We start from the raw sequence: 11,967 nt of genomic DNA on the forward strand, positions 1-11,967 counted from the left end.
CGGTGCCCCTTTTGGGCCTTCTTGTAGCCTTGGGCCTCGCCTGGGCCTCGCCCCTGGAGGAGGCCCGTGCCCTTTACCAAAAGGGGGAGATGGAGGGGGTGCTGAGCCAGCTGAACCCCCTCTTGGGAGGGTATGACCCCGAGGAGGAAGCCCTTCTCCTCGCCGGCTTCGCCCAGTACCGCCTGGGGAGGCTTGAGGAAGCCCTTTTCACCTTCAGCCGCCTGGTGGGTACCTTAAAGGGAGGCGGGGAAGCCCTTTACGGCTTTGGCCTCACCCTTAGGGCCCTGGGGGATCCGGAAGGGGCTAGGGCCGCCCTGGACTGGGCCCTGCGCCAGGGCTACCGGGAGGCGGACACCATCCTGCAAAGCCTTCCCCCACCCCCTCCCCCAGCCCCCAAGGCCCGCAAGACCCCGCCCCCCTTCCGGGCAGCAGAGGGACGGTTCTGGGTTGGGGATAAACCCCTCCAGGTGCGGGGGGTTAACCTAGGGGTGGCCCTTCCCGGGCGCTTTCCCGCCGAGTTCGTGGAGGAGGAGGCCCTTTACCGGGCCTGGCTGGAGCTCCTTTCCGCCATGGGGGCCAACGCCGTGCGCACCTACACCCTTCTTCCCCCTAGCTTCTACCGGGCCCTTCACCACCACAACCGGCTCCATAAGGACCGGCCTCTGTACTTGTTCCAGGGAGTGTGGACGGAGCTTCCCGAGGAGGAAGGATACGGGGACTGGGAGGGGCCTTTCCTGGAAAAGTTTCTCCTGGAGGGGCGGGAGGTCCTGGATGCCCTCCACGGTAACCTAAGCCGCCCACCCCGCCCAGGCCACGCCCACGGGGAGCACACCGCCGACGTCTCCCCCTGGGTGCTGGGGCTCCTGGTGGGGCGGGAGTTTGAGCCCTACTCCGTGGAGGTCTACCACGGACGCCATCCTGGGCGCACGTACCGGGGAAGGTTCCTGGAGGCCGCCCCAAACGCCAGCCCCTTCGAAGCCTACCTGGCCGAGGTGCTGGACCGCCTGGCCACCTACGAGTGGGAGGCCTACGGCACCCTTAGGCCCTTGGGCTTTGTCAACTGGCCTACCCTGGACCCTCTCCATTGGCCAAGCGAGGCCAGCCACCAGGAGGAGTACACCCTCCGCCGCGCCCGTGGGGAAAAGGTGGAACCTCCCCGCCCAGGGCCCCTCCACGAGGAGGATACCGTCACCTTGGACCCCACCCACCTAAAACCCACGCCGGGCAGCCCCGTAAGCCTTTTTGCCGCCTATCACGTCTACCCCTACTACCCCGATTTCCTGGTCAACGAACGGGACCTGGCCCCCAACCGCTACCGCAACTACCTGGCCCGCCTGAAAGCCCACCGTGGGGGGATGCCCCTCCTCATCGCCGAGTTCGGTCTGCCCAGTAGCCGGGGCATCGCCCACTTCCACCCCGAGGGCCTCCACCACGGAGGGTTTTCCGAAGAAGGCCAAGGGGAAAAGGTGGCGGGCCTCTGGCAGGAGATCGCTGCCCTGGACCTGGCTGGGGGGATGGTCTTCGCCCTCATGGACGAGTGGTTTAAGCGAAACTGGCTCTTCATGGAGTGGGAAGCCCCTAGCCGCGACCCCTTCTGGCACAACATCCTGGACCCCGAGGAAAACTATGGCCTCCTGGCGGCCACCGCCAAAGGGGCCTTCCGGTTGGACGGCAAGGCGGAGGAATGGGAGGGCGTGCCCTTCCTCCTTCGGGAAGAGGGGCGGTTCCTCAAAGCCTACGCCGATCCCGAGTATCTCTGGCTCCTCTACCGGGGGCCTCTGCCCCTGAGGCTTTACCTGGACACCGTGCCCGGCGGGGTGCCGGTGGTGGAGGGGTTGGGGGCGGAGTTCCTTCTGGAGGTCAGCGCCCAAGGGGGAAGGCTCCTTGTGGAACAGGGCTACTATCCCTTTCAGGAGCTGGACCACGGCCTGCCGGGGACGGAATACCTCCACTTCCGGGGAGCCACAAAGCCCGGGAATGGACCTTTTGTGCCCTTTATCCTCGAGCCCAACCGCCGCCGCACAGGCCGGGACGGCACCGACTACCCCCGGATCGTTTACGAGCTGGGAAAGCTCCAGCCGGGCCGGGACCCAGAAGGAGCCCGGAACCCCATGGCGGACTACGCCCTAGGAGAGGATGGGCTTTGGGAAATCCGCATCCCCTGGGGCATGCTCCTCATCGCCGCCCCCAGCAGGCGCCTGGCCTGGTACGCCCCCGAACCCATCCCCATAGAGGGCCTCCGCCTCCTCCTTCCCGGGGCCTCACCCCTCAGCTTCACATGGCCCACCTGGGAGGAGCCCGCCTTCGCCCTTAGGCTCAAGCCCCTGTACTTCCGCCTTAGGGCGCTCTGGCGAGGAGCTCCCTAAGGGGCAGGCGCAGGGCCCAGGCCGCCAAGAGGAAAAGCGCCAGGCCCAGCCCTCCGCCCAGGATAAGGGGGAGTAAGGCCTCCATGGCCCTGTGCACGGGAAGCATCTTAGCCAGCACCACCCCGGGCAAGGCGGCCACGCTTCCCGCCAGCAGGGCCTTATAGAGGAAGGGAGGGAAGGCCTCCAACCTCACCCCTTCCCGTTCCAAAAGGCGGAGGTAAAGGAAAAGCCCCAAATACCCCGCCAGGGCCGTGGCCAGGTTAAGGGCGAAGAGGCCCGCATCCTTAAGGAGCCAGTACCCCAAGGTATTGGCCAGAAAAACAAGGGCGCTGGCGGAAACCGCTTCCCTGACCCGCCCCAGGGCGTAAAGCCCCCTAAGGAGCAGGGTATTCACCCCCCAGGGCAGCACGGCAAACCCCAAGGCGGCCAGGACCGAGGCGCTATAGGCGCGGTTTTCTGGGGTGAGGGGGCCGAAGAGCCCAAAAAGGAACACCACCACAAAAGGCGCCTGGCCGCTCAGGAACCCCCCCAGAAGGGCCAGGAGGAGGGTTAACCTCCGTAGAGGACCTAGGAGGAAGCGGGCCAGGGCCTCCCCCTTCAGGGCGCTCATCCGGGGAAAAAGGGCGATGGCCGGCGAGGTGGCGAAAAGCCCCAACACCATCTGGAACACCACCTCGGCGTTGTAAAACCCCGTGACCGCCGCCGGGGGGTAGCGGGTGAGGATATGGGTCAGGACCAGGTTTAAAAACTGGCGCAAGGAGGTGGTGAAGGCAAAGGGCCCCATGCGCATCAGCGCAGGAACAAAGGCCTTATGCCAGCGCCACTCCAGAGCATAGCCTTTAAGAAAGGGAAGCTGCACCAAGGCCTGGACCAGACCCCCCAAGGCCACGGAAAGCCCTAGGAACGTGGGGTCTCCCGGGAATAGGGCCATTAGGCCGATGGCCACCAGGTTGAAGGCCACGGGGCCTAAGGCGTAGGGCAGGAAGCGCTCCTCCGCCTGGAGGAGTGCGGAGAAGAGGGCCGCCATGGAGATGCCCAGGAGAAAGGGCAAAAGGAGCCGGGTGAGGTAGACCACCTGCGCCAGGCCCCCGTCCTCCCGCAGATGGCTCTCCCCAGCCACCAAAAGCTCCACCACCCAGGGAGCCAAAAGGTACCCAAGGCCCAAGACCAGGAGGTTTACCCCCAAAAGGAACGCCCCAAAGCGACGGGCAAAGGCCTTTGCCTCCTCCGGGGGCAAGCCCTTCAGGAGGGGGATGAGGGCATTCTGCACTGCCCCTTCTGCCAAAAGTTCCCGCAGCAGGTTGGGCACCCGGTAGGCCACGTTGAAGGCATCCTTAAGGGCATCGGGGTAGAGGGCGTTGAACACCGCCTGGCGCACCAGGCCCAAGACCCTCGAGGCCAGGGTACCCCCCATGACCAGGAGGACCTTACGCAGCATTGCCCTCCAAAACCTCCTGGAAAATATCTAGGAAGTTCGCCTGGTTCACCACCGTAAGCCCGTGGAGGGCAGAAAGCTCCTTGGCCCGGGCCTTATCCATACCCAAGAGCACCAGGAAGCTTTCCCTGGCAGAAAGCCCCAGGACTTTCTTCAGCCCCGCATACTTGGCGATGTGGGCCTGGAAGTCCCCCGTCTTGGCCTCAAACCAGAAGGAGCGCTCCCCTACCCTGAGGAGGACATCCAGCTCCATGGTGTCGCCACCAGGCAGGGTCACCTGGTAGCCCACCGCCACCTCGTGGGCCAGATTCTTGGAGCGCAGGAACTTGCGTAGTTTTTCCGCCACATACCGTTCCAACCAGCCTCCGGTGAGAAAGTTTTGCACCCAGCCCTCCGTGCTGGCCTTGGCCCGGATGCGGCGGTCCTCGCTTTTGTAGTGGTAGGAGGTGAGAAGGGCATACTGCTTGAGCATGGTGCAGAACTGGGTGGAGTTGGCGATCTCCTCCTGGGTGGCCTCGGAGAGGGAGAGCTCAAACTGGCGCTTCGTGGAAAGGCTCTGCTTTAGGCGCTCATACAGCCTATCCAAACTGGCGTACCGGTCCCCCAGGAAAAGGGCCAGGCGGGTCAGGACCTTCTCCTTCTCCTCGTCCTCCTGAGGTTTTTTCACCACCTGGATGCCCAGGCCCTTAAGCCAATCCTCCAAGGAGGCCTTGGCCGGGGCTGGCCTTGCGGGCTCCTTGGCCTTTTGCGCCTCCGCCACGCTCCCCGAAGCCCTTCCCCCAGCGTCTTTTGCCTGAGAACCCTCCTGCAAAAGGCGCCACATCTTCCCGGCCAAAGAGAAGAAGCGGGCCCGCAGAGGGTCCTCCCCCTCGAGGCCCGGGGGAGTAATACCGGCCCGCAAGGCATCCAAAAGCCATGCCTCCAAGGCCTCCTGAAGCCCCTTGCGGGCCGCTTCCAGATGCTCCGCCTCCACCTTTAGCCCAAGCTCGGGCAACTCCCCCACAAACCTTCCCGGGCCCACGAGATCATAGCGGGCCTGGGCCATGGCCTTTTCCAAGTAGCGGGTAAGAATCCCCACGGGACTTAGCATAGCAAGGGAAAAAGCAAGGCCCCGGAACATCCGGGGCCTTCTGGTGCCGGGGACGGGACTCGAACCCGTACGGGGGTAACCCCCCAGCGGATTTTAAGTCCGCAGCGTCTACCATTCCGCCACCCCGGCGGACGCCTTCCATCCTACAAAAAGGGCGCCTCCTCGCCAAGGCGCAGGGTGAGGTCAGCCCCCAAGACCGCCTCCCCCGAGATGCGGTAAGGGATCCCCAGCGCTTCCCCTAGGCTCCTGGCCAAGACCCCTGGGCCGTTTTCCAGCACCTCGGTGCGCCCGGGTTTCAGGTCCACAGGGTGCAGGATGACCCGAAGACCTAGGGCATGGAGCTTTTCCCTTGCCCTTTCCGCCAAGGCCTCCTGGCCTGGGCCGTAAACCAAGGCCACCAACTTCCCTGAGACTTCCGCGGCCTGCGCCACCCCTTCCCCGGCGAAATACACGGCGAGAAGGGTATCCAAGGCCTGGCGGTCCACCGTCCAGCCCCCCCCGCCAAAGCTTCCGGGAAGAAGCAGGCTCACCAGTTCAGGCCCCTTCATGGCGAACCCCAAGATGGCCCCCCTTTCCTCACGGGTGAGGTCGGTTTGGAAGTGGGGCTCCACCGCCGCCACCGCACGGGGCAGGCGAAGAAGCCCGGAAGGGGAAAGCGCCTGTTCCTTAAGGGCGTGGAAAAAAGCCTGCTGACGCTGGATGCGGCCAATATCCCCCAAGGCGTCCTTGCGGAAGCGGAGGTAGCCTTCCGCCTTCTCCCCGTCCAGGACCTGGCACCCGGGTTCTAGGTTGATGGAAAGCCCCGCGGCGGTATCCCGGTAGCGCATGGGCTTTTCCACGCACACCCTAACCCCCCCTAGGGCATCCACCCCGCGCCGCAAGGCCTCTGTGCTCACCACCACATACCGGTCCGCCCGCACCCCGGTGATGCGGGCCACCGCCTCCTTCATGAGCTCCGGGCCCCCCAAGGGGCTTGCCGCATTCACCTTGTGCCAACCGTAGCCGGGAAGGTTCACCCAGACATCCCGGGGAATGGACAGGACCACCACCCGGTTAGCCCCGGGGTCCAGGCGCACCAGGAGGATGGTGTCCGCCAGGCCCCGGAAGCGCTCCGGAGCCCGCCTATGGTAGCCCGCGTACTCCGGGCTGGAACCGTAGACCAAAAGGGTTAAGGGCTCCTCGAGTCCAGCTGGGTTGGGGAAGGCTCCCTGCCGCAGCAAGGGGCCCACCAGGGGATAGGCCCAAAAGGCCAAGCCCAAAAGAAGAAGCCCCAGAAAGAGGAGGAGGTACCGCCGCACAAAAGCCCAGTCTACGCCCTCTGGGGTGAGGCGGATTAGGGGAAGCAGTAGGTGGTGTCCGTCATCACCCGGTCGGCGCGCACCAGGCCGAAGCCGTATTGGTCGTCGGGGCCCGAGGCTCCGAGGTCCTCCGCGGTTCCCGTTAGGCACTGGTAGACCTGGTCCGGGGTGGGCCACACCTTCCGTTCGCTGGCATACTTGCTCATGTAAAGGGCCACCACCCCGGCCACCACCGGGCTAGCAAAGGAGGTTCCGTTACCCGAAGCATAATCTCCGCTTGGCTCAGCCACCACCACATTTACCCCCGGTGCCACCAGGTCCAGCTCAGGACCATAGGCGGAGAAGCTCGCGCGACTTTTGCTGTTTTCCACCGCCCCCACGGCTATCACACTGGGCAAGCTTGCCGGGAAGAAAACCCCGTAACCTCCATCATTGCCTGCAGCCGCCACCACCACCGCACCACTGGACCGGGCTTGGGAAATGGCACTTTCCAGGACGGGGTCCGAGACGTTTCTTGCCCCTATGGAGAGGTTGATCACCCTTGCCCCCAGGGTTCTAGCCAGGTTTACCCCTTTGGTAATGTCCGCAGTAGACGTTTCCGCAGTCCCATCCTTAAAGATTTTGACAGGCAACAGGTACCCACCCCAAGTGACACCCGCCATGCCCTTACCATTGTTGGTATCTGCCCCTAAAACACTGGCAACCATAAGGCCATGCCCACGTGTGGAAGAAGGATCTGTCCGATCCGTGGGGTCTGGGTCGTCGTCAGCGACATCCAGCTTAACCCCCTGGGGAAGATAAACGCTGGCTTTTACATCCTCGTGGGGTAGGATGCCTGAATCCAGGACCGCAACCAACGGGGGACAACCCCGGCCAGTGCTATAGTCCCAAGCCGCCTCGAGGCCCACCAAGCCGTTCAGGTAAATCCTCTGATTCGGAGGATAGAGGGGGTCGTTAGGAACCCGTAGGGTTCGGTAGATGTAGTTGGGCTGCACATACTGGGCTCCCGCCCGCAAAAGCGCCTCCGCCCGGGCTTTTTCCTGTCCAGGGGGCACCTTCACCCGCAAAAGCCCCCGGGGCAAGGCCTCCTGGGGCTCCACCCCTTGGGCCCTGAGCGCCTGGACGCTAAGCCCAGCCCTTGGCAAGACCAAAAGCTCCCCTGGGACATACTCCCCCGCAAAGCGGCCCACACCCTGAAGCCTCAGGGGTTCCTCCGCCTGAACCTCAAGAGGGCCTACAGGGCATTCCGCAGGGTTCACAGGCGGTGGCGGCGGCGTTTGGGGGCAGGCGGTGAGGAGGAGGGTCGTGGCCGAAAGGAGCCCAAAGAAAAGAATGCGCTTCATGTTCCCTACTCTACCCGCCAGGGCATCCCCCTCTCTTAAGGTTCGCCTAAGGTTTGCGCCACCCGGTCCGCCAGCTTCTCCAAAAAGCCAAAGAACATAGGGCCATAGTGGGCCAGCTCATCCCCATCCGTGGCCACCACGGGGAGGTCCCACCCCCTTTCCCTGGCCAGGGCCCGGGCCTTTTCCTTAGGATTCCGGCCCCAGGGCTTGGGCTCGTAGAGGAAGAGGTCGGGCTTGCGGCGCTTTACCTCCTTTAGGTCTGGCGGGAAATAGGCCTGGGGCACATCCAGGAAGATGGGCTTAAGCCCCAGGTGCAACAGGGCCTGGGCGATATAACTCCCCCGGCCCACGGTGATGGGCCCGCCCAGGTCCATCTCAAAGTAAACCCTGAGGTCAAACCGCCCCTTAAGCCGGCCATAGCGCTCGGCAAGCTGGTGGGCCAGGGCGGTGGCCCTTTCCTCCAGGTCCAAAAGGTGCCCCAAAGTGGAGAGGTTATCCAGGATGCCGTAGGGGCTTAAGGGCAAGGGCAGGGCGTAGACGGGAAAACCCTCCTCCTTGAGCCTAAGGGCTTGCTCCCGTTGCACCCCCGTGGAGAGGAGCACAAGGTCGGGCTTAAGGCTCCGCAGGAGCTCCGTACGGGTCTTGGTGTAGGAGGCCAGGACCGGTAAGGAGAGCACCTCCGCTGGACGGTGGCAGAAGGCGCTTCGCCCCACAAGCCGCTCCCCCACCCCCAAGGCGAAAAGGGCATCGGTCACGTTGGGGGCCAGGCTCACCATGCGTTCCAGGCGATCGGGCAGCTCTAAAGGGCCGAGAAGCTCGTGAAAAAGCCTCATTTTCTAAGGTCCAGGGAACGGGCATGGGCCTCCAAGCCCTCCGCCCGGGCCAGGAGGGCCCCCTTATGGGCCAGCTCCCTCACCGCCCTCTCCGCCAGACCCATCACCGGGATCACCTTCAAGAAGTCCCGCACCGCAAGCCCCCCCTGGAAACGGGCAGTGCCCGAGGTGGGCATCACGTGGCTGGGTCCGGCGATATAGTCCCCCAGGGCCTCAGGGCTTCCCTCCCCCAGGAAGACCCCCCCGGCGTTTTGCACCTTCCCCAGCCAGGGCAAGGGGTCGGCCAGGGCCAGGCAGAGGTGCTCGGGAGCGTAGAGGTTGGCCAGGGCGAAGGCCTCCTCGAGGTCCTGGGTAAGCACCAGCCCCCCCCGCTCCAAGGCCTTTTTGGCGATCTCCGCCCGAGGGAGGTCCTGAACCTGGCGGAATAGCTCCGCCTCCACCCTTTCCAAAAGGGCCCGGTCCGGGGAGAGGAGCCAGGGCTCGGAGTCGGGGCCGTGCTCCGCCTGGGCCAGAAGGTCGGCGGCGAGAAGCCTAGGCGAGGCGGAACCATCGGCGATGATGAGGGTTTCCGTGGGACCCGCCAGGCCATCAATCCCCACCGCGCCAAACACCAGCCGCTTAGCCGCCACCACGTAGGCGTTCCCCGGGCCCACGATCTTGTCCACCCGGGGCACCCGCTCCGTCCCGTAGGCCAAAGCACCCACGGCCTGGGCCCCGCCCATGGCGAACAGCCGGTCAGCCCCCGCCACCCAAGCAGCGGCCAGCACACCGGGGTGAACCCTGGGGGGACTGGCCACGATGACCTCCTCCACCCCGGCCACCTTGGCCGGCACCACGCTCATGAGCAGGCTGGAAAGGAGAGGCGCACTCCCCCCGGGGACATACACCCCCACCCGGGCCAGGGGCCGGACCAGCTGGCCTAAAACCCCGCTCCCATCCGCCCTTAAAAAGCCTCCCCGGGCCTCCTCCCGGTAAAAGGCCTCTATGCGCTCCTTGGCGGTTTCCAGGGCATCCCTGAGCTCCTCGTCCAGGTCCTCGTAGGCCTGGCGCCAGGCCTTTTTGGGGATCTCCTCCACCGGATGACCGTCCAGGTCCAGGCTGAAGCGGTCTAAGGCCGCATCCCCTTCCTCCCGCACCGCGGCCAGGATGCCCCGCACGATCTCCTCCACCGTGGGGTCAAAGGCAAGGCCCCGGCGGGCAAAACGCTCCTTAACCTCCTCCGCGCGGTAGATCATGCCTCCACTATACCCAGCGCCGGCGCCTTTTTACCTCCTCCACCCCCTCCAGGACTCCCTCAAACACGTGGTCGCCCACCTGCTGGGCTATCCTCACGGGAAGTCCCTCCTCCAGCTGGACCAGGGTGAGGCCCGGGCGTAGGCGGTAGTGGCGGCGCACGCGCCCTTCCTCCCCGGTCAGCCCGGCAGGGCTAATGTGGAGGTCCGCAAGCCTCTCCACGTACACCCGCCCCCCGGGCATGGAAAACCGCGCCACGTCCCCCGGCTCCAGGGCCAAACCAGGCAGGGCCAGGAGGAGGGAAAGGGGGTCGTGGTAGGGGGCCACAAAGGGGAAGGCCAGGCTCTCCTTGCCCTGGGTGACCAACACCACCCCTTCCTCCTCCAACCTCTCCACGGTGAAGACCCGGCTCTCCCGTCCTTCCACCCGCTCGGCAAAGTACTGGGAAAAGCCTTCCGCATCCGTTTCCGTCTGCCAGCGCTGGCGGGTCTTGGGCAGGGGCAGGTTCACCTCGGCGGTGAGGGTGGCCTTCACGCCCGCTTCCAGAGGGCGAACCTCCAGCCTGCCCTCCCCCGCTTCCTCCCCGGCGAAGAAGTACCGGTACACGTAGATGGCGGGGCGCTCGGTCATGGCCTTAGCGTACCTTGATGACCAGGGGTGGCCCCGGCACCTCCAGGAGGTAGTCCACGGGATCGCGGCCCGCCACCCGGATGCGTAGCCGGTACACCCCCTTCTGGTCAAACTCCGCCCGTCCCGGGGCGGTGAGGAGGAGCTGGCCGGGAGCCATCCGGGAACCCTCCGGCACCTCGAGGAGGAACACCTCCGCCCGCTCCGTGGGCGGATCGGTGCGGAACTCCATCACGTAACCCCCCGGGGAAGGGGAAAGGGGACGAAGGAAGAAAAGGGCTAAACCCAGCAAAACCAGGGCCGCGAAAAGCCCAAGGAGCAGGCTCCGCCTCCTAGGCCGCGGCGGCTCCACCACGGCAAAGGAAGGCTCCTCAGGCTCCTCTATGCGGATGACCCGGGGGCGGCTTGGGGTTTTGCCCTCGGATAGCGAGGCCTCCGAGGCCTTAGGGGAAGCCTCGTGGCCCTCCGCCACCCCGGGCACGGGATCCACGCTCAGCACTTTCCGCCCGGAAGAAGGAGGCTTGATGGGTTCCTCGAGGGGGCTGGCCTCCTGGGCCGCGTCCTCCTGCCCTAGGCTATCCGGAACCTGGGGCGAGGCCTCGGAAAAAAGAGCCTCCAGGGGCTCCTTTCCGGCCTCTATCCCCTGCAAAAGCTCCTTAAGGCCAAACTCGGGGTAGCGCTCCCCAGCCAGGGCCCGGGCCAAGGCCACCAGGGCCCCTTCCGGCTCTCCGGAAAGCTCCTTCAGCCCCACCCCAGCCAGCCACACCCGCTTGCCCTTCACCAGGCAAAGCTCCGGGATGGGTGCATGGGACACCCCCTGGGCTTTTAAGGCCGCCAGGATCCGGGCCATCCCCCTCAGCCACTGCTCCAGCCGCTCCAGGTCCGCAACCCCCAGGTACTGGCTTAGGGGCACCGCCCCGATGGGCCACTCCAGTACCCAGGCCTCCGGGGTCTGTTCCAAAAGGGGAAGCACCCCCTCCGCCGCCACCGGTACCCCTTGGGCACCCTTTAGCACCATCACCGGCATCCCGGTGCGGGTGTCCTGACCCTCAAACGCAATGGTGGAAGCAATACGGGCAAGAATGCGCCGCAACCAATAGTTACCCAAAACCTCCATCCTTACAAGTATAGCCACTTTACCCCCTCTCGCTGGCCTCGAGACCGAATGCGCTTTATACTCGGGGGTCTACCGCATCGGCGAGCTCGCCAGGCAAACCGGGGTAAGCCCCGACGCCTTGCGCCTTTACGAGCGCAGAGGCTTGGTGCACCCCGCAGCCCGCAGCGAGGGAGGTTACCGCCTGTACGGGGAGGAGGCCATCCGCCGCCTCCACCTCAAGTAGGCCCGGACCCTAAAGGAGCTCCGGGCGGTGCTCGAGGTCATGGAGGAAGGCCGCCCTCCCTGCAGCAACGTGCGCCGGGTGTTGCGCCAAAAGGTGGCCCTGCTGGAAAGCCGCATCGCCGAACTCACCGCGTTGCGCAACGCCCTAGCCGAGAGGCTAAGGTGGGCCGAGGCTCACCCTGAACCTTTTTAAAACCCTTGGGGTTTCAAGGCAATCGCCCTAGCGGCCTGCAAGGGGTTATGCCACCCCACCCTGGCTTGCGCCAGGGTGGGGGCCCCGGAAAGGGCCTCGGGTAGGCATCATCTCGTTGCGGCTTAGAGAACGAAACAGGAAGAAAGGGTATTAGGCCTTCCAGCCCCTACCCCTTTCCCGGCTATATAATCTCCCAAAGGTAGGGCCCTT

General features: G+C 65.1%; 10 protein-coding genes, 1 tRNA gene and 1 pseudogene. 3 read left to right on the forward strand and 9 right to left on the reverse strand.

What is annotated here, in order from left to right; translation table 11 throughout:
* Positions 1 to 2: 2 nt before the first annotated feature.
* Positions 3 to 2,366, forward strand: coding sequence for a tetratricopeptide repeat protein (locus tag DK874_RS03025; protein WP_114312567.1), 2,364 nt, complete (start codon positions 3 to 5; stop codon positions 2,364 to 2,366).
* Here the strand turns inward: DK874_RS03025 and murJ are convergent.
* The 9 genes from murJ to DK874_RS03070 form a co-directional block, all read right to left on the reverse strand.
* Positions 2,338 to 3,804: a murein biosynthesis integral membrane protein MurJ gene (gene murJ, locus DK874_RS03030; RefSeq protein ID WP_114312568.1), complete on the reverse strand. Its 1,467-nt coding sequence runs from the start codon at positions 3,802 to 3,804 to the stop codon at positions 2,338 to 2,340. The genes DK874_RS03025 and murJ overlap by 29 nt on opposite strands.
* Positions 3,794 to 4,891: a PDDEXK family nuclease gene (locus DK874_RS03035; protein ID WP_162798709.1), complete on the reverse strand. Its 1,098-nt coding sequence runs from the start codon at positions 4,889 to 4,891 to the stop codon at positions 3,794 to 3,796. Before DK874_RS03035 ends, murJ begins: the two co-directional genes overlap by 11 nt.
* A 41-nt stretch (positions 4,892 to 4,932) precedes the next feature.
* Positions 4,933 to 5,020 (reverse strand) — tRNA-Leu (locus DK874_RS03040).
* A 14-nt stretch (positions 5,021 to 5,034) separates the two neighbouring features.
* A complete protein-coding gene (locus tag DK874_RS03045) occupies positions 5,035 to 6,189 on the reverse strand; it encodes an LCP family protein (protein ID WP_114312569.1) in 1,155 nt (384 codons plus the stop codon).
* A 35-nt stretch (positions 6,190 to 6,224) separates the two neighbouring features.
* Positions 6,225 to 7,532 (reverse strand): S8 family peptidase, encoded by a 1,308-nt coding sequence (locus DK874_RS03050; RefSeq protein ID WP_114312570.1) that lies wholly within the window; start codon positions 7,530 to 7,532, stop codon positions 6,225 to 6,227.
* Between the two features lie 35 nt (positions 7,533 to 7,567).
* On the reverse strand, positions 7,568 to 8,365 hold the full coding sequence (locus tag DK874_RS03055; protein WP_114312571.1) for a helical backbone metal receptor: 798 nt from the start codon (positions 8,363 to 8,365) through the stop codon (positions 7,568 to 7,570).
* Positions 8,362 to 9,600, reverse strand: coding sequence for a histidinol dehydrogenase (gene hisD / locus DK874_RS03060; RefSeq protein WP_114312572.1), 1,239 nt, complete (start codon positions 9,598 to 9,600; stop codon positions 8,362 to 8,364). Before hisD ends, DK874_RS03055 begins: the two co-directional genes overlap by 4 nt.
* 7 nt (positions 9,601 to 9,607) lie before the next feature.
* On the reverse strand, positions 9,608 to 10,228 hold the full coding sequence (locus DK874_RS03065) for a hypothetical protein (RefSeq protein ID WP_114312573.1): 621 nt from the start codon (positions 10,226 to 10,228) through the stop codon (positions 9,608 to 9,610).
* Between the two features lie 4 nt (positions 10,229 to 10,232).
* Positions 10,233 to 11,342, reverse strand: a complete 1,110-nt coding sequence (locus DK874_RS03070; RefSeq protein WP_114312574.1) for a hypothetical protein — start codon at positions 11,340 to 11,342, stop codon at positions 10,233 to 10,235.
* 76 nt (positions 11,343 to 11,418) lie between these two features.
* Between DK874_RS03070 and DK874_RS11820 the strand changes: the two genes are divergently transcribed.
* Positions 11,419 to 11,565 carry a MerR family DNA-binding transcriptional regulator gene (locus tag DK874_RS11820; protein WP_275887329.1) on the forward strand — a complete coding sequence of 49 codons (147 nt, stop codon included), beginning with the start codon at positions 11,419 to 11,421 and terminating at the stop codon, positions 11,563 to 11,565.
* An 18-nt stretch (positions 11,566 to 11,583) separates the two neighbouring features.
* Positions 11,584 to 11,757: pseudogene (locus tag DK874_RS11825) on the forward strand (MerR family DNA-binding protein); the annotation flags it as partial.
* Positions 11,758 to 11,967: the final 210 nt, after the last annotated feature.

Origin of the sequence: Thermus caldifontis (genome assembly GCF_003336745.1) — a bacterium.
GTDB classification, from domain to species: Bacteria; Deinococcota; Deinococci; order Deinococcales; family Thermaceae; genus Thermus; species Thermus caldifontis.